Raw genomic sequence first — 20,456 nt, forward strand, 5'->3', positions numbered from 1 at the left:
ACGGGCGATTCGACCCGCGCCGGCCCGAGCATCGTGCGGACGCGCGTGCCGATACGACCGGTCAGGTCGCCATCACACGCGTCAGATGCGGGTCAAATGCGCCAGCAGCAGTGCAAGATGGCGTGCGGCGGCTCCGCCGCGGCAGGTGGACGCCCCGGCCCAGGGGGAAGTCCTGCGTTCACGGCAACCTCACCGAGCGGTGGGAGCGTGTAGAGATAGGTTGCCAGAACCGCAGGCATGGCAAGCGCCTGGGCGTGGTCTGCACTCTGTGGTCCGTATTGGCAGTGCGCGACGCAAAGATTCGACAGCTTGGGGTCCATGCCGTCGCCCTGATCTGCAGCGGCGCCGAGGTCCGGCGTACTCATGCCGACCATGCCACTGCCGGCCATCGTGACGGCGGCATCGGCGTTCCGGTCCCGCGCAGGCATGTCCATGCGCGACAAGCCGGCGCAGGCATGGGCAGCGATCGCCAGCTGCGTGAGCATCAGCACACCGATCAACAGCCTACAGATCGAGCGCCAGGAGGGCAGGATGGTCATGACGATCATTTGAGCAGCGGCAAGGGAAGCAGTTCCCTGCCTGCAACGATGTTGCGCCGCGTCAATCCGGGGCATGGGAGCAGCACCGGCGAACAAGCCCAGAAGCGACGGTGACAGCGACTATCAGCGCCACCACCACCTCCGCGGCGCGCCCACATCCACCGACGCTCGCTCATTCGGCGCGTTCATCGAGGATCGGACACGCTGGCCGCTGCCTAGCGTTTCAGAAGGTCGTTCCCTATCCCCCATCGGGCAACCGGTCCGGATCCGGGGCTACTTGAGAGCCGCGCCGCGGGTGCTCTCGGGAAGACGGCACAAGATCGTTCACAGGACGCGTATGACGCTCATCATCCCGCCCTCCATGTGCTCAACGATGTGGCAATGGAACATCCAGTCCCCTGGGTTGTCGGCAACAAACGCGACATCGACGTGCTCGTCTGGCGCCATGAGCACTGTGTCTTGCCACTCTTGGTGGTCTGTCGCCTTCCCATTGCGCCGCAGCACGCGAAACGTGTGGCCGTGCAGGTGGATCGAGTGGTGCCATCGGGTGGCGTTGTTCATCCTAAACAAGTAGCTGCGCCCCCGCTTTAGGTGCAGCGAAGGCTGCATCGCGTGTCCATCGGATACGACGCCGTTGACCGCCCACGCTTTACCGCGGCGCAGCAACGCCCTCATGTCGGTGGGCTGCCCGTCCAAAAGTGCCCGATGCAGGCTGCCCATCATGCCGCCCTCGAAACGGATTTCGTGCACGGCCGCCGAGGTGAGATCGGGCTCCGGCAACGGGTTGGCGGGGGCGGGGGTGAATGCCGTTAGATCCGCGGCGCGAGCTTCGTTCTCGTACACGAGCTGCATGAGGACGTAGGCATCACGGGGGTAGAAAAGGTCCTGCACGTCATGACGCGTTCCAGGCTGCTGGCTTCCTTCGAGCAGCAAGTCGCACCGCATACCCGGGGCGAGGATCACGCGGTCTTGGACAGGTTCGTGCGGACGGACCGGGTGTCCATCGAGAGCGATGATCAGGGGCCTGTGGTTCTGAAACTTGAGCGCGAAGATGCGTGCGTTCGCGGCATTCGCGAGCCGCAGGCGTATCCTTTCACCTGTTCGGATCGCAAACTCCTCGTGCATGGACCCGTTGACCGTGACCACATTTCCGATGCGCCCGGCGTGCGATATGTCATGCGCGTTGCCGAACGTCTCGCTCACGCTGCCAGACGCGGTGATTCTCCAGTCGTCAAGCAGCCAGGTCACATCGCGGCTGAACGGCAGGTCGTCCGGTTCGTCGACGATCATCATGCCGTAGAGCCCTCGCTCCATTTGCTCCGAGCTCTTGAAGTGCGAGTGGTACCAGTACGTGCCCGCGTCGAGCGCGTCGAATTCGTAGGTAAACCGCTCACCCGGCGCGATGGGGCGTTGCGTGAGATGCGGCACACCATCCATTGCGTTCGGGACGCGCACGCCATGCCAATGCACCGTCGTTGGCACGCTCAGTAAGTTCTCGACATGGATGCGCACGCGATCGCGCTGCCGCACGCGCAGCTGCGGACCGGGGACGCCGCCGTTGTACGTCCAAGCCAAGACGCCAGGCTTGCCCGGATCACGCAGAGCGTGTCCCTCCATCGCACGCAGATGAAACTCGCGCGGCTGCTCTCGAGTTGGCACGACCGAGCAACCGGCAGCAGCGGCTACGGAGAATGGAAGGAGCTGCAGGAATTGACGGCGTTCCACGCGGATACCTCGCTGGGAACGGTACCACCGCCGCGGTTTGGCCACAATGTTGCGAGATGCTCGTAGCGTATCTGCGCGGCTGAAGCGGTCAGGTGTGAGGGACGCGGCCGCCTTCTACTGCGAGGGTGCCTCTCGCAAGGCCCCCGGCAGGGTCGGATGCGCGTGGTAGCTTCGCGCGATTTACTCAGAAGATGCCTTGAACTCCATGGCAATCACCGCCTCGTGAATCAGTGATCCGGCCTCCCACGGCCATAGTGGTTTGTTGCGGTGATGACCAACCAGATCAGCACGAAAACGTCGGCCTGCAAAGCGGATCGTCTGATCGTCTTCACGGACATTCCCTTTGCCCTTACGGGAGGCATCCTTGCATTTGGCTGCGCGGCATCCCGCTGTCGATCACAGCCGCTGTGGGTTTTGTCGTTCTGGCAGGCGTGGCGGTGCTTACGGCTTGGTGTCTCCTTCATCCGAAATCTGCGGGATGCAGGCGCTTCCTTGGATCACGCCATTCACTAGGCGCGCTGGTTCGAAGCATCAGCCAAACAGTGATCGCGAGGATCTTGCTCGCCAGAATGAGACCATGCCTGCGACGCCGAAAACCAGGCCAACCGAAGCAAGAACAAGGGCAACCGATACGCGAAGGCCAGACGGGACTTCAACCGGCGCGGCCAGTGAGGACACGAGCCACATGAGCGTATCGATATCGCCGTCGATATCGTCAACTGCATCCTGCAGAACTATCTCATTGGCTACAAGCACGGCCATCACCATGTTCGGCAAACGAGTGCGCAAGGACGTCGCGAAGACGTTCAACTTTGGCAGCGTCAAGAGCGCTTACTGGGCGGCGGTGTATGACAAGCGGCTCCAAACCCTCGACCACCCACCTGGGAGTGCGGGCAAGAAGGATGATGCTGGACTTTGCGTGCCTTCTCGTTCGAGCCGAGCGCGATCCGGATCTGTTCCCAGAATTCGCTGTCGACGCCCTGGCAATAGTCCTTGGCGGCGCCGTAATTCATCACCTTTCGAATTCGCTGCAGGAGACGATCAGCCGTTTCTGCTTTGGTTTTCCAGAGAGGCGTCAAGGTCGTAAGAATTTCACGCTTGCCGATCTCTTTGAGAGAGGTTTTCCCGAAAAGAGGAAAGACATATGCGACCAGCGTATTAATCCATTGAGCCCGATGCTTCAAGTTCTTCCATTCGGCCGCGCGTTCCTTGTGGAACTCTCGGGCGCAGTCCTCGAATGTCATGCTTGCTTGCTGCAGTTCAATCGCGGCAGCAATTTTTGCAATTTTTTGTTGTTCTCGATGCTGAATTGGATCAATTCCATTGGCAATCGAGAACTCGACATTCCTGCGCACGTTCGCGGGCCCTATCCAAAGGCATATCGACCAGCGAACCTAACCCATCGTCCGGGATTAGGGGTTAACCCTGATAGATTGTATTGTTTGGTTACAATGCGGCTCGAGTTGAGACGGTAGCCGGACGCTTCCAGAGTTCATCGGAGGCCACCCCCGCCCGAAGCGAGCGGGTGACGCCCCGATGTGCGAGTCCTTCAGACCCCCAGATCTCGCGATCGCCAGGAGGGCCGCTGTCGACCGCTTGCCCCCATGAGGAAGGGCGCCACGGGCGCCAACCATGTCCCGAGTGGATCGCCCCCCAACATCAACAAAAAGAAGGAGTTCACGTGCTTGATCTGAACGATGTCGCCATGTTTGTGCAGGTTGCGCAATGCGGCAGTTTTGCCGAGGCAGCCCGGCGCTTGTGCATGCCCTCGGCGACCTTGAGTCGGCGCATCCAGCAACTCGAGGCGCGGCTGGGCACCAGGTTGATGCAGCGCTCGACCCGCAAACTAACACTGACCAATGCCGGCGAATCATTGCGTGAGCGGTGCGGTCCGGCGGTCGAGGAGTTGATCGAGGCCGGACAGTTGCATGTCTCGGAAAGCCAGAGACCGAGCGGCTTGTTGCGCGTGGCCGCTCCGGCGAACTTTTTCCGATTCTTCAAGATGGAATGGGTCACGGAGTTTCTCGCTGCGCACCCGTTGGTGCGGATCGACTTCGTGCTCGGCGATGCCGTGGTCGACCTCATTGCCGAGCGCATCGATGTCGCGTTCCGCGTCGGACCCTTGCGAGACTCCAGCTATGTTGCCCGAAGGATCTTCTCGAGCTATGGCGGACTTCTCGCCAGTCCTGCCTACCTGGCGAAGCACGGTGCGCCGACCAGCGTGCAGGAACTGAGCGAGCATGAGTGCGTGATACACGCGGACTCCGGCGGCCACGTCACATGGCGTCTGCAGGACGCATCGGGCGCGGAAACCGAAGTCAGGGTGAGAGGGCGCTTCCACAGCAACATGCATGAGGTCCTGCGTGAGGCCGCGTGCGCCGGGCTCGGCATTGCCGCGCTGCCGTCGATCCTGACGGCATCCGACATTGCAGCTGGCAGACTGCTGCCGGTGCTGCCGCAATACATGCGAGCCGGTCGCGGCTTGAGTGTCGTCCACCCCAGTCGCCAGCAACGACCGCTTGCGGTAGCGGCCTTTGCCGATATGGCGGTAGAGAAACTGAGCATGCAGGAATGGTCGCCTTGGCCGAAGGTCGAGGCGGTCTCGAGCACCAGGCGGCCGGAAGTCCCCGCCGGCATGTCTTTCATCGAATGAACGATGCGATTGCCACGAAAAGTGAATGACTCAAGTTCATTCTGCACGCTAGTCAAGAAACGTGTATCTGAAAATAATTGCCGCATTGAGTTTCTCAATGACACCTTTGCTGTGCGTCTTCGTTTCCATGGAAGCGAGTGGCCCTGCGGTGTGCTAAGTGGGCGAGCCTCCAAGGGCATTCACGCCTTTTGGTCGGCAAGTTTTCTTCGTACCGGGGACAGACAACGCAATGCAAACGCAGCCTTTGAATGCGGTGAGGCAGCAGGACGCGCGCGGCCACGGCCGCAAGCGCTTCCGCGAGGAATGCCTTGGCGCTTCGTGGCAGCAGCTTGACGATGGCGTTTGCGCGACCGGCGTTGCGGTTCGGACCGGCCCGTCATTCGATCGGCGACATGCGAAAGGGCATCGCACCGCCGGCTTCACATTGATCGAAGTCATGATCACGGTGGCCATCGTGGCCATCCTCGCGGCGCTTGCGCTGCCCAGCTACCGCGACTATGTCCTGCGCGGCCAGCTCGTCGACGGCACCAATGGGCTGGCGGCCATGCGCGCGGACATGGAGCGCTACTACCAGGACAACAGGACCTATGACAAGGTGAACGGCTTCGTTCCGCCCTGTGTTTCCACGGCCGGCAGAACCAACATCGTCGGCACCTTTCAGTTGTCTTGCGCCCCGATCTCCACCGACAAGTCGACGACGTACACGCTGCAAGCCGTCGGCAGCGGCCCCACCGCTGGATTCACATTCACGGTGGATCAACTCGGCGTTCAAGGCACCACGATCACCGGCGTGTCTGGCTGGAGCGGCTGCGACAAGGCATGGGTGACCAAGCGAGGCATGTTGTGCCCGACGTGAGCGTGCGGATGGTCCGGGTATCGGGATTCACGCTGATCGAGATGATGGTGACGATCGCGCTGATGTGCATCCTCACGATGCTGGCCATGCCGTCGTTCTCCACATGGGTCGCCAACAACAAGGTCCGTACCGTCAGCGACTCGCTGCAGAATGGCTTGCGCTTCGCGCAGGCCGAAGCATTGCGCCGCAGCAGGCCGATGGTCTTCTCGCTCACCAACAGCGCGGCACCCCAGAAGAGCCTCACCGCCGTGGAAGGCGGGAGCAACTGGTCGATCAACGTTTCGAAGTCGAGCCTGGATGCGAGCAGCGTGTTCGTGCAGGCCGGCGTCCTGGCGGACGTTGCTTCCGGCGTGCGGATCACCGGGCCCGCGGCCGTCTGCTTCAATGCCATGGGACGCCTTGTGGCGAACACCGATACGGGCGTGAGCGGCGCTCTCTGCAGCACCGACCCCGGCAAGCCGGTCTTTACCTACGACATCACCGTGAGCGGTGCCGACCGACCGCTGCGCGTGCTGGTCGGCCTGGGTGGGCAGGTCCGCATGTGCGACCCGGCCCGCAAGCTCGCAGATTCTCCTGACGGTTGCTGATGAAGAAAAGTCTACGCGACGCCTCCGGTGCGAGGCAGTCGGGCATCGCCTTGCTCGAAGTGCTCGTCTCCATCCTTCTGTTCTCGCTGGGCATCCTCGGCCTGATAGGCCTGCAGGCGCGCGCCATCAGCCTGTCGACGGACGCGCAGGACCGCAACCGCGCCGCGCTGTTGGCCAACGACATCGCCAGCGCGATGTGGCTCGCCAAGTCGGTCGTGGTGGACACCGGCGTGGGCTCGGTCTGGCAGAAGCGCGTGAGCGAGACCAGGAACGCAGGCCTGCCGACCGGCGCCGTGACCGTCAAGGCAGTCGCCGGCGTCTCCAACAGCGCCGACATCGTGATCACCTGGAAAGCGCCCGGCCGTGCGAACGCCAAGACGGAACAGAGCAGCACGCTCACCACTCGGGTGACGCTCCCATGAAGCAGCGCGGTCTCACGCTGGTCGAGTTGCTCGTCGCCATGCTCATCGGACTGATCGTGACGCTGGCCGTGACCAGCATCGTGGTCATGGGCGAGACGCACAAGCGCATCACCACCTCGACCAACGACATGGAGCAGGCCGGCGCATACGCGGCCTACGTGCTCGACCGCGCGTTGCGCAGCGCCGGTTCGAGCCTGGTCCAGTCCGCCCAGCCGATCGACCGGGGCGTGTTCGGCTGCAGGCTCAACGCGGGCGCCTTGCTGCCCGGCGACGGATTTCCCCCGCCCTTCAAGAAGGCTTTTCTGCCCGGCGCCACGTCGAACCTGCGCGTCGCGCCGGTGCTTATCGGCAAGAACCAGTCCGACACCGGCTCCGACGTTCTGGTCGTCATGGGCGGCGATGCCGCGGCGGGCGGTGTGCCGCGCGGCCTGACGGATCCCGGCAGCGCCACCACACTCTCGATGGACAACACCGTCGGCGTGTCCGCGGGCGACCTCGTGCTGGTCAGCCAGCAGGGCACGACGGACTGCCTGCTCGAACAGGTCACCGGCACCACGGCCAAGGTGCTGACCCTGGGCGGCAAGTACTACACGGCCGGCAAGTCCACCCCGCTGGAGGCGCTGGCGGCGAGCACATCGACCTACGTCACGCCGCTCGGCAATCCCGCGAACGGCAATGTCCAGTTCCAGCTCTTCGGCGTGGGCGACAACCACACGCTGGTCGGCTACGACCTGCTGCAGGGCTCCGGAGACGTCACGCAGGCCCTTGCCGACGAAGTGGCCGAACTGCATGCCATCTACGGCTTGGACATCAATGGCGACGGCATTCTCGACGGCTGGGCGGACCCGGGCAGTGCGGGCTTCGACATCGCCACCGTCATGCAGAAGCCGGCCACGATGCGGCAGATCGTCGCCGTGCGCGTCGCGCTGGTCATGCGCAGCGCGAGCAAGGAAAAGGAGGTCGTCTCGCCCGACAAGCTCACCCTGTTCGGCGATTTCCAGGACGCGTCCAGCAAGTCCCTCGCGCAAACCGTGGCCTTGAGCGCCGCAGACGATCAGCACTACCGCCACCACGTCGTCGAGTTCACCGTCCCGCTGCGCAACATGCTGATGCTGCCATGAAGATGTCCCTTGTGCCCTTGCGCGCGGCGCGCCAGCGCCAGCGCGGCGTCGTCCTGCTGCTGTGCCTCATCGTTCTCGTGATCCTGCTGACCGGCGGTGTGGCGGTTGTGCGTTCCATGAACGCCTCCCTGACCTCAGCCGGCAACCTGGCCTTCAGGCGCGACCTCGTGAACCAGGGTGAGCGGGCCGTGTCCCTCGTGCTGGCGAAGTTCGCCAGCACCGGAACGCTCGTGAATGCGACCGACGATCTTCCGGGCGAGAACTTCAAGGCGACCAAGCTCGACACCAACACGCATGGCGTGCCGATGGCGCTGCTGGACGACAAGACCTTCGGAACGGTCGGCAAGGCTTCCAACGACGTCACCGATACCGCCGCGCAGGTCAGCATCCGCTACGTGATCGATCGCCTCTGCGCCGGCACGGGACCGGCCACCAGCGCCGGCTGCGTGCAGTCGTCCGCGGCTCCCGCCGGAGGCACCGCCAGCCCCACGCCGCCGCCGGCGCCGCCCACCGCGACGGTCTACCGCCTGAGCATGCGGGTCAGCGGTCCCCGCGATACGCAGGTGTTCTTGCAGTCGACGTTCACCAAGCCAGATTGAGAAGGCATCGCATCACCATGACACGCGTTTTTCGTCGTTCGTCGACAAGGGTCTCCAGGGCGGGCGTGATCGCGGCCGCGTGGCTGGGCCTGTCGTGCACGGCTGTGCTGGCGGCCGCCACGAAGCTCGCCGACCAGCCGGTGTTCGCAACGGCCGATGTGCCCGGCAACCTGCTGCTGGCGCTGTCGGTGGAATTTCCCACCGCCATCAGCGTGGCGAACCTCAACGACTATGCCGATGCCACCGAGTACCTCGGCTATTTCGATCCGCGGAAGTGCTACGTCTACAAGTACGTCGAGCCCGCTGTCAAGGACGGCCCCGCGTCGAACAGCTACTTCCAGCCCGCGGGCGCGGCGACCGGCAGCAACAAGCACAGCTGCTCGGGCCAATGGAGCGGGAACTTCATGAACTGGGCGGCGATGCAGACCATCGACCCGTTTCGATGGGCGCTTTCCGGCGGCTACCGCAGCGTCGACACCACGAGTGAAACCATCCTGGAGAAGGCGTGGGGTTCCAGCCAGGGCACCATCGCCAACTTTCCGCTGCGCGGAACCGACCAGCCCACCGGCCACAAGTTGCCCAGCAGCCTCATCGCCTCTGTCACGCCGTTCAGCAGGTGGGACAGCTTCAACAGCAGCATCTGGTCGCGCGGCAACACGATGGTGTTCACGGGAACAGGCGACCTCAACGGAACCGGCGCCGACCTGAGCGATGTCGACCGTGCGAACAGGTCGAAGAAGGAGGATTCGGTCTACCGGGTCTACGTGCGCGTCAAGGTCTGCGATGCCAAGCCGGAAGGCGGCGGCGTGGAAGCCAATTGCGTCAGGTACGGAAGCAGCTACAAGCCGGAAGGCCTGTTGCAGCAGAACGCCAACAAGATCCGCTATGGCACCTTCTCGTTCCTCAACGCCGATGGCGAGACGCAGCAGGGCGGGGTGATGCGTGCGCCGATGGGATTCATCGGCCCGACGTATCCGAAGCCGCTGTCCAACGCCGTGGTGACCAACACCCGCAGCGAATGGGATCCCGCCACCGGCATCATGCACACCAACCCCGACAGGGCCTCCGCCAAGGCGAGCAGCGTCGCGCAGAGCGGGGTAATGAACTACCTCAACAAGTTCGGGGAGGCCGCCAAGAGCTACATGACGAACGACAACGTCAGCGAGCTCTACTACGCGGCGGTGCGGTACTTCGAGAAGCTTGGCAACGTGCCGGAGTGGACCGACTCGGTAGCCCCCGGCGCCGAGAACAGGGATGCCAGGCTCGATGGATTTCCTGCAGTGATCGACTGGAAGGACGAGGACCCGATCGCCTATTCGTGCCAGAAGAACTTCATTCTGGGCATCGGCGACGACCACACCCACCATGACTACAACGTGGGCGGGAGCTTGGTCCGCAGAGGCCGGCCCATTCCTGCAGAAGTCGCGGCGGACACGTTCAACAAGGCGGACGACTGGACCAAGAGTGTTCAAACGCTCGAAGGCATGGCGCTCACAAACTGGGTGAAGAACGGCGCCGGCTCGAGCACTTTCATCGCGGGTCTGGCCTATGGCGCGCACATCAATGACATCCGGCCGGATCTGCCCGGCGTCCAGAACATCTCGACCTATTGGATGGATGTCATGGAGTTCCAGCGGGCCGAAGACCGGAATCCTTACTACCTGGCAGCCAAGTACGGCGGCTTCAGCGTGCCCGCGGGCTATGACACGGCCAACACCAAGACGGCGCTGAAGCAGAACTGGTGGAACATGTCGGGCGACACCATCGACATGAACGGCAAGTCCCGCCTGCGCCCGGACAACTACTTCCTGGCCGGCAACGCACGGCAGATGGTGAGCGGCCTGAAATCGGCATTCACCGACATTGCCAACGCCATCAAGGCATTCACGACGTCGTTCTCCCTCTCCACCGCGCAGGCCTCTTCCTCGGGGAACGCCTCCTATGCATCGCAGTACGACTCCAAGGGATGGACCGGCGTGGTGACGGCGAGCACGATCACCTTCGCAAGCGACGGCACGCCGTCCGCCGCGCCGGCCTGGTCCACCAGCACCACGCTCGAGGCGCAACTGGCCAATGGCGGCTGGGACACGGCGCGCCGCGTTGCGACATGGGACGGCAGCAAGGGCGTTGCATTCCGCGCCGGGGCCCTGACCTCGGCGCAGCTGGCAGCCCTCACGCCCGCCTACGCCATCGGCAACACGAGTACCGACTATCTCAACTACCTTCGGGGCGACCGAAAGAACGAAGCCACCTCGGCGGTGGCCGGAAGCACCAAGGCCCTGCGCAGCCGGGCGCTCCTGCTGGGCGACATCGTCGATGCAAAGGTGATGCCGGTAGGTCCGCCCAGCACGAACTATTCGGAGAACAGCAGCCCGGGCTACGCGGCCTTCAAGGCCCGATGGGCCGGACGCCCCACCATGGTCTACGCCGGCGGCAACGACGGCATGCTGCACGCCTTCAACGGCACCCTCACGGGCGCCACCGCCGGGACGGAGCAGTTCGCCTATGTCCCCAGCGCCCTGTTCCAGGGCCCGAACGGCACGCCGCAGGTGGATGGGCTGGTACAGATCGGCAACCCCAACTACGTCCACCACTACTACGTGGACGCGACCCCGCTCGCCTTCGACATCGACCTGAACAGCGCCGGCGGCGCGTTCACCACCACGAGCAACGGCAGCAATGCCAACTGGCACACGCTGCTGATCGGCGGGCTGGGCAAGGGCGGCAAGAGCTTCTACGCCATCGACGTGACCGACCCGGCCGGCATGACCAGCGAAGCCGCCGTGGCGGGCAAGGTGAGGTGGGAGTTCAGCGATGCCACCATGGGCTACAGCTACGGTGCGCCCACGGTCGTGAAGACCAAGAAGTACGGGTGGGTGGTGATGCTGACATCGGGCTACAACAACAGCGACGGCAAGGGCTATCTGTACATCGTCAACCCGAAGACCGGCGCGTTGCTCGAGAAGATGCAGACGCCCACGTCCTCCAACGGACTGGTGCACGCCTCGGCCTACGTCGCCGATCGTGCCGACCACACCGCAGATGCCGTCTATGCGGCGGACCTCGACGGGCAGCTCTGGCGCTTCGATCTCACCGCTCCCAAGGGAAGCACCGCCGCGTACCCCGCGCCGACACTGCTGGCCACGCTGACCGACGCATCCGGTGCCGCGCAGCCTGTGACCACCGCGCCGCTGATCGAGATCAATCCCGTCACGCGCAAGCGCTTCGTGCTGCTCGGAACCGGCAAGCTGCTGGACCCCTCGGACGTGAACTCGAAGGCGCCGCAGTCGTTCTACGCCATCGTCGACGGCACTGCCGGCTCCTTCAATGCCGTCGGCAGTGCGATCACGCGCGCCAGGCTCACGCAGGTGACCGACGTGACGACGGGCGCCACCTTGTCGAGCACCTCGATGGGCTGGTACCTCGACCTGGACGTCGACACCGCCGTCAGCTGGCGCATGGTGTCCACCCCCGCGACCTACAGCGGCGTCGTGGCGTTCTCCAGCCTGCTGACCACGGGCGATGCTTGCAGCCCCTCGGGGCAAAGCCGGGTCTTCGCCATCAACTACGGCACCGGCAGATCGGTGCTGCTGTCGGCGCCCGATGGCTACGCGGCCATCTCCAGCGCGGTGACCGACCTGCGCTTCGTGGGCGTGGACGGGAGCCCCCGCCTCATCGCAGGCACGACCAAGGGCGACATCGCCAAGATTCCCACCGACCTGAAAAGCGGCATCTCGTTGCGCCTGCTGAACTGGCGCGAAGTGCCGGCGGTGAACTAGCGGCATGGGTGTCTCCGGAATGCAGGAGTGGCGCAGGCAGGGCGTGCCCATACTGAGGCTTGGCGTCTACACGTTGCCGGCCGCCGAGGCTGCAGTGATCCAGACGATCGTCCGGTTGTATGCGAACGACATCGCATTTCCATGGACGCTGGTCGATATGCCGCCGTATGACGCGCTGATCATCGATAGCACCGCGACAGAGGATGAGCGCCGCGAGCTGGCCCTCATGGCCGGTGCCGTGCTTACGCTCACGCGCATGAACGCGGACGAGCTGCCCGATACGATGGCGCGGCCGATTCGCGCGGACAGGTTGAAGAAGTGGTTGCAAGACATCGAGTGCGCCTTGCAGGAGATGCCTTCGGAGCTGAGCATGGACGGGCAAGCCTGCGCGAAGCTCGAGGTCTCCGATTCGGTCCGCTTCATGCTTCGCCGCTGGCCTTCGACCCTGCTGCTGCGAAATGACCCCCACAAGGTGGAAATGGCGAGCCTGCTGTTGCGCCATGAATTGAACGGGATCGAGCTGGCCGAGATCAGCGGACTCCCGCCTGTTCAATGCGCCAGATTCTTGCAAGTGCTGCAATCCGCGGGCTTGTTGGAAGTGCATGTGGCGCCGGACGTTCCGGCCCATGCCGAAGTTTCGCGGTCGACGGAGCCTGCCGGCGCGGCCCGGAGCAACTTTGTGAAAAGCCTGATCGACGGCATCCGTCGCGGACTCAGCCTGCGAGCGTCATGAAAGAGCACGACATCCTCTTCACGAAGAGCGTGGGCGAGGGCAAGACAACGGCGATCGGCTGCACGAGCGAAGGCACAGGGCCGGCCTCGTTCGAAGCCGCTTGAACTCACCCCAACTTCAGAACAACATGAGAGATCCATCATTGCCAGTACCGGCGCCGCACGCCCTCTGGGCGCTTCTCCTGTGTGCGCTGCTCGCTGCCTGCGGCGGCGGTTCAGGAGCGGGCGGCGGCGCGGCCATTGCGCCGGCCCCGGCCGCCGCCGCAACTTCCGGCGAGTCGGCCACCGCCACCGCAGGCACGACCACTGCCGGCGGCACGACCACCATCAGCGGCACGAGCGCCACCAACGGCACGAGCACCACCAGCGGCACGAGCACCACCAGCGACACGACCACCGCCGTCGCAGCCGACGACGGCTTGATCGGCTGGGCCACGGTACACAGCGCAGGCGCGCCCACCGGCGGCTTTGCGGCCGTCGCTGCCAAGGCGCCCGTGACCTGCACCGCCACCAGCATGCGCCTTTTACGCGATTGCCTGTACCGCTCGAAGAAGACGGATGCCGGCAACGACGATCCGCGTGCCGGCGCGCCCAACTGGTCCACCTGGGAAGTGCACAACGGCGTGACCGGAGGCTGGAAGGACTATCCGGTCGTCATCTTCATCAAGGGCCGCATCGACGCCAACGTCAACGACAGCGGCACGATCCTGACGCAAGCCGCGTACGAGGCCGGCACCGACCCCTTGTGCAGCGGCAAGATCCGGCAGCCGTGCCAGCAGGCGGTGACGCAGGCGAAGCTGGAGCGCGGCAATATCTCGGTTGTCGGCGTGGCCGGCGACGACGGCACGTTGCCCGAGTTCCACCAGGGCTGGCTGATGCTCAGCGGCCAGAGCAACGTCATCGTGCGCAACCTGCGCTTCGTGCCGGCCACCGATTTCTGGCCTTCCTTCGAGGCCTGCGCCTCGGGCATCTCCGACCCCGACTACTGCGCCTGGAACGCCGAGCCCGACGCCATGACCATCATCGGCGGCAGCCGCGTCTGGGTCGACCACTGCGAGTTCACCGATGGCCCCGAACTGCAAGGCGCGCAAACCGACAAGTCGCGCTACAAGTACTACGACGGCCTGCTCGACATCAAGAGCGGGGCCGACTACGTGACGGTCTCCTACAGCCGCTTCTACAACCACCACAAGGCCATGCTGATCGGCGCCACCGACAGCAACGACGGCGACTACCGCATCACCTTCCATCACAACCATATCCAGTGGGTGAACCAGCGCATGCCGCGCGTGCGCAACGGCCAGGTTCACATCCTGAACAACGTGTACGCCGGCCCGAAGCAGGCCGACTACACGCAGCAGTACTACTTCGGCTACGGCATCGGGCTGGGCTACAACTCGAAGGTCTATTCCGAGCGCAATGCCTTCGACATTCCCAACGCCGCGGCCAGCAACCTGCTGAGCGCCAGCTTCGACAAGTGGGCCCAGTACTTCACCGACGCGGGCTCGTGGCTCAACGGCGCTGCGGTGGACCTCAACGCGGTGGCCAAGTCGCTGATCGATGCCAGGAACAACGGCGGCTCGACGCCCTTCATCGGCCCGGTGACCTGGAGCCCCGCCGCCAGCTACAGCTACACCGCCGATACCGGCGTGGATGCGCTGCGCACCAAGGTGGCGGCCAGCGCCGGCGTCGGCAAGGTGTCGCCGGTGCCTTCGCCCTACACGGTTTCCCCCTGATCCCGCCTGCCGAGGCGGGACATCCTTCAAATCAATGACGATTCACATGCTCCCCTGCCAGACCATCGCGCACCGCTCGCGGCCTCCAGCATCGACCAGGCGTTCGCTGCTGACAGCGTGCGCCATCGCTTCCTCGCTCCAGCTCATCGGTCTGCCGGGCTTCGCCAGGGCTGACGACACGATCGTGATCGGCCAGTCCGCGCCATTCAGCGGCCCGTCCGCGCAACTCGGAACGGAGTTCAACCTGGGCGCGCGTACCTACTTCCAGATGGTCAACGAGAGCGGCGGCGTCCACGGCCGCAGGATCGAACTGCGCGCCAAGGATGATGCCTACGACCCCAGTCTCACAGCGCGCAACACCACCGAACTGCTCGAGCAGGATCGTGCCGTTGCGCTGTTCGGCTACGTCGGCACCTCCACCACGCTGGCGGCTTTGCCGGTGGCCGTGGCTGCCCAGGTGCCGTTCTTTGCGCCGGTCACCGGCGCCGATGCGTTGCGCCAGCCATTCAACCGCTACGTCTTCAACGTCAGGGCCAGCCATTTCGACGAAGCGGAGTACATCCTCGACCAGTTGTCGATCACCGGCACCAAGAGCATCGCCGTCTTCTACCAGAACGACGCCTACGGCAAGGCCGGGCTCGATGCAATCAACAAGGCGAAAGCCAAGCGCGGCCTGTCGACCGTTGCAGCGGCGACGGTGGAGCGGCACAGCACCGACGTGAGCGCCGCATCGAGGACGCTCCAGGCGGCGCGCCCGGACGCCGTCGTGCTGATCAGCTCCTACGCGACCAGTGCCACCTTGATCAAGGAAATGAAAAAGGCCGGCTACACCGGCCGGTTCGTCAGCGTGTCCTTCGTTGGGGGCCAGGCGCTGGCCGACGAACTGGGCAGCGCCGGTGCGGGCGTGATGATCTCCGAAGTCGTGCCCTTCCCCTGGGGCAAGGCCTCTCCCATTCAGCGCGAATATGCCCGGGCGATGCAGAAGGCCGGCGTGCCGCGCATGAGCTTCGGATCGATGGAAGGCTTCCTGGCTGCGAAAACCCTGGTCGAAGGGCTGCGGCGCGCAGGACGGGATCTCACGCGAGCCAGGCTGATCGCAGCCCTGGAAACGCTGAACAACTGGGACGCAGGCGGCTTTACCGTGTCCTTCACTCCGGACAACCACAACGGCTCACGGTTCATCGAGATGACCATGATCGGCCCGCGCGGACACTTCGTTCATTGATGTCGAGGGGACTCGATCCCCACGGCATTTTCGTGATGGATCCGGCAACGCCCTGGAGAAGCTGGGCGTGCGGCGAGTTCGTCCTCTCACGAGGCGATTGCATCGAAAAATGAGCGGCTGCATTCCAACCGCACTCCTGCAAAAACCAAACAAATGTCAAAGATCCCGTATTCATCGGGGGACGGCGAAATCTGCTCGAAATTCGCATTAGAGTCCGCGCCTTGCCAGGGAGGCACAGAGCACCGGCCACACCAGTGCCGCGCACGCACTTCGTTCGAGTGCACTTCAATTCGCAGGAAACAGGACTCAGGTCATGAATAGGATTTTCCGCGTCGTCTGGAATGACGCGCTCGCCCTTTGGGCCGTTGCATCCGAACTCGGACGCGGCCACGCGAGATCAACCGCCACCACGCAGGGCGTGGCCCGGCTTGCCGCCACCTTGCTGGTCGCGGCGGCTTCCTTGCCGGCTTCGGCCGCATGCACAACCGACGCGAACACCCATGCGGTCAACTGCACCGGCGCCGACCAGGCCGCCACGGTGGGCAGCGGACTGGCCACGCCGGCAGGCACCGCGGTACTGGTCACCTCGGGTGCGACAGTCAGCACGGGCAACGCATCGGCCATCAGCCTCGGCGACACGGCCAGCATCGTCGTCCAGAGCGGGGCCACGGTCCAGAACAGCGCTGCCAACGGCGGCGCGTCGCCCTATGCCGGCATCGGCGCGAACACGATCGAGGTCAACAACAACAGCACGATCGCCATCGAGGCGGGCGGGGCTGTCATCGCCAGCGGCGTGGGCACCACTTCCGAGGCCATCAATCCCGTCGGCAGCGGAAATACCATCACCAACAACGGCACCATCAGTTCCGCGCACACGGCGATCTGGTTCCAGGCGGGCAGCGGTGCCAACACCGTCGTCAACACGGGTTCCATCGTCGCCGGTGCAGGTACGAACTTGACCACAGTGACCGTCATCGGCGCCAGCGGCACGATGGCCGTCGACTTCACCAACAAGGGCAGTCTCACCGGGTCGCTCGCCTTTGCCGGCGGCAGCGACGCGTTGCGCTGGTACACCGGGGGCTCGATCACCGGCAACATCAGCGGCGGCGCGGGCGCCGACCTGCTCACGCTCAACAGCGACAACAATGCGAACGGCACCTTCGCACCGCTGTCGCTCACCGGTTTCGAAACGCTGGTCAACAACAGCGGCACCTGGAACTTCAATGCCGCGCTGGCGCCGGCAGGCATCACGAGCACCACTGTCCTTGGCGGAACGCTGATCCTGGGGGCCGACAACAGCGCCTACACCGGCAGCATGACCGTCGGTTCGGGCGGCGTGTTGCAGAGCAGCGCGCAGTTCGCGCCGGCAGCGATCACCGACAACGGCCTCGTGCGTTTCGCCCAGCCCGACAACGCCACCTATGCCGGCCTGGTGAGCGGCACGGGCGGCATCGAGAAGACCGGCGCGGGCACGCTCACACTGACGCAGGATCAAGCCTTCACCGGCACCACCACGATCAGCGCCGGCGTGCTGCAGCTGGGCAATGGCGGCACCACCGGCTCGGTGACGGGCAACATCGTCGACAACGCGACGCTGGTCATCAATCGCTCCGACGCGCTCACGCTGCCTGGCACGATCAGCGGCACCGGCTCGCTCGTGAAGGAGGGCGCCGGCACCACGACGCTGACCGCGGCCAACAGCTACAGCGGCGGCACCGCGCTCAAGCAGGGCCGATTGAACGTCGGCAACAGCCTGGCGCTGGGCAGCGGCGCGCTGGCGATGGACGACGGCACCACGCTCGGCTTCGTTGCCGACGGCCTGAACCTCGCCAACGCCGTCGTGCTGACCGGCAACAACGACCCGGTGATCGACACCGGCAGCTTCAGCGCCACGCTCAGCGGCAACATCAGCGGCGGCGGCTTCATCACCAAGCTGGGCAGCGGCACCCTCACGCTCTCGGGCATCAACAGCCATACCGGCGCGACCGACGTGGCCGAAGGCACCCTGAAGGCCGGCGCCACCGGCACCTTCAGCGCGGCTTCGGCGCACACCGTGCAAAGCGGTGCCACGCTCGACCTGGCAGGCTTCAGCCAGACCGTCGCCTCGCTCGCCAGCAGCGGCACCATCTCGCTCGTGGGCGCCGTGCCGGGCACCAGCCTCACCGTCAACGGGGCCTACGTCGGCGACAACGGCGTGCTGCGGCTCGGCACCTTCCTGGGCGACAGCACCAGCGTGAGCGACCGGCTGGTGCTCAACGGCGCGAGCGCCTCGGCCAGCGGCAGGACCAGCGTGCAGATCACGCAACTCGGCGGCCTGGGCGCACCGACCGCAGGCAACGGCATCGAAGTGATCTCGGCGCTCAACGGCGCCACCACCACCGCCCAGACCACCAAGGATGCGTTCACGCTGGCTGGCGGACACGTCGATGCGGGCGCCTACGAGTACCGCCTGTATGCCGCCGACGCGAGCGGCGCCGGCGAGAACTGGTACCTGCGCTCGACCACCACCGCGCCGGCGAAGCCGGTGGCAGGCACGAGCGGATCGTCAGGCAGCCCGGCCCCCGTGCAGGTGCCCGCCTACCGCGTTGAAGTCCCGTTGCTCTCCGCGCTGCCCAGCCAGGTACGCCAAATGGACCTGGCCATGATCGGCAACCTGCACCAGCGCGTCGGCGACGACGACGTCAAGGCCGGCGGCGCCGCATCGACCGGCACCGGGCGCCGTGCCTGGGGCCGCGTGATCGCCACCGACATCGACATCCGCCAGCAAGGCACCGTCAGCCCGTACAGCAACGGCAGCGTCAAGGGCTTCCAGGCCGGCACCGATCTGCTCGCCACCCCGAACTGGCGTGCCGGCGTGTACGCCGGCCAGCTCGACGGCAGCGTCAAGGTCAGCGGCTTCGCGAGCGGCATCGCCGACCTGGCCGTCGGCTCCAACGACCTGCGCAGCCAATACCTGGGCGCGTATGGCACCTGGACCGCCGATTCGGGCTTCTACGCCGATGCCGTGCTGCAGGCCGGGCGGCACCGCTACACAGTCGAGCCGATGTCGGCCGCGCGCAGCGCGGGCAAGGGCGACAGCCTGATGGCATCCATCGAAGTGGGCCAGGCCTTCGCGCTCGGCGCGAGCGGCTGGAAGATCGAGCCGCAGTTGCAGCTGATCCACCAGCACCTCGGCTTGAACGACCTCGCGATCTCCGGCGCGCGCGTGCGGCAGGACAGCGACGACGGCTGGATCGCGCGCGCCGGCGTGCGCCTGAAGGGCGAGTTCGCCACCGGCCTCGGCACGCTGCAACCTTACGGCCGCTTCAACGTCTACAAGGCGAGCGCCGGTGCCGACGTGGCCCGCTTCATCGGACCCGCCGCCTCGACCGACATCACGAGCCGCACCGGGGCCACCGTCAGCGAACTCGCAGGCGGGCTTACCCTGGCGCTGAACCAGACGACCAGCATCTACGGCGAGATCGGCAAGCTGTGGGCTTCGGGCGGCGCGACGGATGTGAAGACTTCCGTGCAGGGCTCGCTTGGGTTGCGCATGAAGTGGTAACGAGCTGCCGCCGCGTCATGGACCGGTTCCTGGCGCGGCGGTACAGCGACGACTTCTCGCGGATGCCCGCTGCACCGCATGCGAAGAACCCGCTCGACCGGCCGGTCCGGATCGATGGGAAACAGGCGACGTGGCATGCGACCGTCTTCAGACGGCGGCTTGCTTCCTGTTCGCGGGCTCCGAGCGCTCGCGGCGCTGCCCGCCCAAGGCTGCAAGCGCCGCGTTGGCCGGTGTGGGCCGCCCGCGATGGCGTCGGGCTGAGGCAGGCGGCCCTCTTGACGATGGGAATCACGCCGATGGCCGGAATCATCGGGCTCTTGAACGGAAAACCCAAGCGTCTGGCTGAGGTCCGAAAGCGACTTCATGCATTCGAAACTGAATACGGTCGCAGCGCATGGTTGCCGCGCGGTAGTGGATTGCCAAAGACCGTACGCCTGCCGGAGATACTCGCGACTACGAAAGACGCAAGTTGCGCAAAAGCGATCGCAAGTTGCGACCCGGAAAGTCTGCCCGCCAAGACACTGCAGTCATGTTTTCAACAGCGCTAAGGAGGCGCAAAAGTAAATCAGCTGACGATGATGTCGTCGCTGCGGCAGATCGCTGCGCGATTGAGCATCTCCCTTCGGGCGGATTTCGAGATCGAGGACCCGGCGGTGGTGGGCGTGCTCGGGCCCAATGGATCCGGCAAGACCACGCTGTTCGAGCTCATGACCGGCAGCAATTCGCCGAGCGCGGGCCGCTACACCCCAACGAGCCGTACCACATCGACATCTTGCGCCAAAGCTGCGAGCGATTCGTCTTCGTGCAGAAGGGCACGGTCGTGCAGATGCCCGACTTCGAATCGCTGATGGGCGATGAGCGGGTGCGCGCCTACCTCGGGGCGCTGGCCTCGACCAGCTCGAAGGCCTGAGTTCAGACGCGTTTGCGATGGGGCCTCG

Annotated in this window: 18 protein-coding genes and 1 pseudogene; 14 read left to right on the forward strand and 5 right to left on the reverse strand. The window is 65.0% G+C overall.

Annotation, left to right across the window (positions count from 1 at the left end; genetic code table 11):
- Positions 1-92 precede the first annotated feature (92 nt).
- Together EJI01_RS18230 and EJI01_RS18235 are read right to left on the reverse strand one after the other, a co-directional pair.
- Entirely contained in the window at positions 93-548 is a 456-nt protein-coding gene (locus EJI01_RS18230) for a hypothetical protein (RefSeq protein WP_185878965.1), read from the reverse strand.
- 315 nt (positions 549-863) lie between these two features.
- Positions 864-2,264: a multicopper oxidase family protein gene (locus EJI01_RS18235; protein ID WP_260602508.1), complete on the reverse strand. Its 1,401-nt coding sequence runs from the start codon at positions 2,262-2,264 to the stop codon at positions 864-866.
- 312 nt (positions 2,265-2,576) lie between these two features.
- On the opposite strand from EJI01_RS18235, the pseudogene EJI01_RS29345 reads away from it, so the two are divergent.
- Positions 2,577-2,771 (forward strand): annotated as a pseudogene (locus EJI01_RS29345) (efflux RND transporter permease subunit); the annotation flags it as partial.
- Positions 2,772-2,795: 24 nt separating this feature from the next.
- On the opposite strand, the gene EJI01_RS28805 reads toward EJI01_RS29345, so the two are convergent.
- Positions 2,796-3,089 (reverse strand): hypothetical protein, encoded by a 294-nt coding sequence (locus EJI01_RS28805; RefSeq protein ID WP_185878966.1) that lies wholly within the window; start codon positions 3,087-3,089, stop codon positions 2,796-2,798.
- Entirely contained in the window at positions 3,086-3,619 is a 534-nt protein-coding gene (locus EJI01_RS18240) for a tyrosine-type recombinase/integrase (RefSeq protein WP_126838541.1), read from the reverse strand. The genes EJI01_RS28805 and EJI01_RS18240 overlap by 4 nt, the downstream gene beginning before the upstream one ends.
- Positions 3,620-3,945: 326 nt before the next feature.
- Between EJI01_RS18240 and EJI01_RS18245 the strand changes: the two genes are divergently transcribed.
- From EJI01_RS18245 to EJI01_RS18300, 12 genes are all read left to right on the forward strand, one after another.
- On the forward strand, positions 3,946-4,917 hold the full coding sequence (locus tag EJI01_RS18245) for a LysR family transcriptional regulator (protein ID WP_126838542.1): 972 nt from the start codon (positions 3,946-3,948) through the stop codon (positions 4,915-4,917).
- Positions 4,918-5,074: 157 nt separating this feature from the next.
- Positions 5,075-5,773 carry a type IV pilin protein gene (locus EJI01_RS29605; RefSeq protein ID WP_126838543.1) on the forward strand — a complete coding sequence of 233 codons (699 nt, stop codon included), beginning with the start codon at positions 5,075-5,077 and terminating at the stop codon, positions 5,771-5,773.
- The gene (locus EJI01_RS18255) at positions 5,761-6,360 is read left to right on the forward strand and encodes a GspH/FimT family pseudopilin (protein ID WP_260602509.1); all 600 of its coding nucleotides are present in this window, start codon (positions 5,761-5,763) and stop codon (positions 6,358-6,360) included. The genes EJI01_RS29605 and EJI01_RS18255 overlap by 13 nt, the downstream gene beginning before the upstream one ends.
- Entirely contained in the window at positions 6,360-6,782 is a 423-nt protein-coding gene (gene pilV / locus EJI01_RS18260; RefSeq protein ID WP_126838544.1) for a type IV pilus modification protein PilV, read from the forward strand. The genes EJI01_RS18255 and pilV overlap by 1 nt, the downstream gene beginning before the upstream one ends.
- On the forward strand, positions 6,779-7,903 hold the full coding sequence (locus tag EJI01_RS18265) for a PilW family protein (RefSeq protein WP_126838592.1): 1,125 nt from the start codon (positions 6,779-6,781) through the stop codon (positions 7,901-7,903). The genes pilV and EJI01_RS18265 overlap by 4 nt, the downstream gene beginning before the upstream one ends.
- Complete coding sequence (locus tag EJI01_RS18270) at positions 7,900-8,502, forward strand: hypothetical protein (protein ID WP_126838545.1); 603 nt, start codon at positions 7,900-7,902, stop codon at positions 8,500-8,502. Before EJI01_RS18265 ends, EJI01_RS18270 begins: the two co-directional genes overlap by 4 nt.
- Before the next feature lie 17 nt (positions 8,503-8,519).
- On the forward strand, positions 8,520-12,281 hold the full coding sequence (locus EJI01_RS18275) for a pilus assembly protein (RefSeq protein WP_126838546.1): 3,762 nt from the start codon (positions 8,520-8,522) through the stop codon (positions 12,279-12,281).
- A 4-nt stretch (positions 12,282-12,285) separates the two neighbouring features.
- On the forward strand, positions 12,286-13,014 hold the full coding sequence (locus EJI01_RS18280) for a hypothetical protein (RefSeq protein WP_260602510.1): 729 nt from the start codon (positions 12,286-12,288) through the stop codon (positions 13,012-13,014).
- A 127-nt stretch (positions 13,015-13,141) separates the two neighbouring features.
- Positions 13,142-14,749 (forward strand): polysaccharide lyase family 1 protein, encoded by a 1,608-nt coding sequence (locus EJI01_RS18285; RefSeq protein WP_126838547.1) that lies wholly within the window; start codon positions 13,142-13,144, stop codon positions 14,747-14,749.
- Positions 14,750-14,783: 34 nt separating this feature from the next.
- The gene (locus EJI01_RS18290) at positions 14,784-15,974 is read left to right on the forward strand and encodes an ABC transporter substrate-binding protein (RefSeq protein ID WP_260602511.1); all 1,191 of its coding nucleotides are present in this window, start codon (positions 14,784-14,786) and stop codon (positions 15,972-15,974) included.
- Positions 15,975-16,287: 313 nt separating this feature from the next.
- On the forward strand, positions 16,288-19,518 hold the full coding sequence (locus tag EJI01_RS18295; protein WP_126838548.1) for an autotransporter outer membrane beta-barrel domain-containing protein: 3,231 nt from the start codon (positions 16,288-16,290) through the stop codon (positions 19,516-19,518).
- A gap of 17 nt (positions 19,519-19,535) precedes the next feature.
- On the forward strand, positions 19,536-20,066 hold the full coding sequence (locus tag EJI01_RS18300; RefSeq protein WP_126838549.1) for a hypothetical protein: 531 nt from the start codon (positions 19,536-19,538) through the stop codon (positions 20,064-20,066).
- A 17-nt stretch (positions 20,067-20,083) separates the two neighbouring features.
- Here the strand turns inward: EJI01_RS18300 and EJI01_RS29350 are convergent, their stop codons facing one another.
- Positions 20,084-20,227: a hypothetical protein gene (locus EJI01_RS29350; RefSeq protein ID WP_260602517.1), complete on the reverse strand. Its 144-nt coding sequence runs from the start codon at positions 20,225-20,227 to the stop codon at positions 20,084-20,086.
- On the opposite strand from EJI01_RS29350, the gene EJI01_RS29355 reads away from it, so the two are divergent.
- The gene (locus EJI01_RS29355) at positions 20,181-20,366 is read left to right on the forward strand and encodes an ATP-binding cassette domain-containing protein (protein WP_260602515.1); all 186 of its coding nucleotides are present in this window, start codon (positions 20,181-20,183) and stop codon (positions 20,364-20,366) included. The genes EJI01_RS29350 and EJI01_RS29355 overlap by 47 nt on opposite strands.
- Positions 20,367-20,456 lie beyond the last annotated feature (90 nt).

This window comes from Variovorax sp. MHTC-1 (assembly GCF_003984645.1).
Taxonomy (GTDB): domain Bacteria; phylum Pseudomonadota; class Gammaproteobacteria; order Burkholderiales; family Burkholderiaceae_C; genus Variovorax.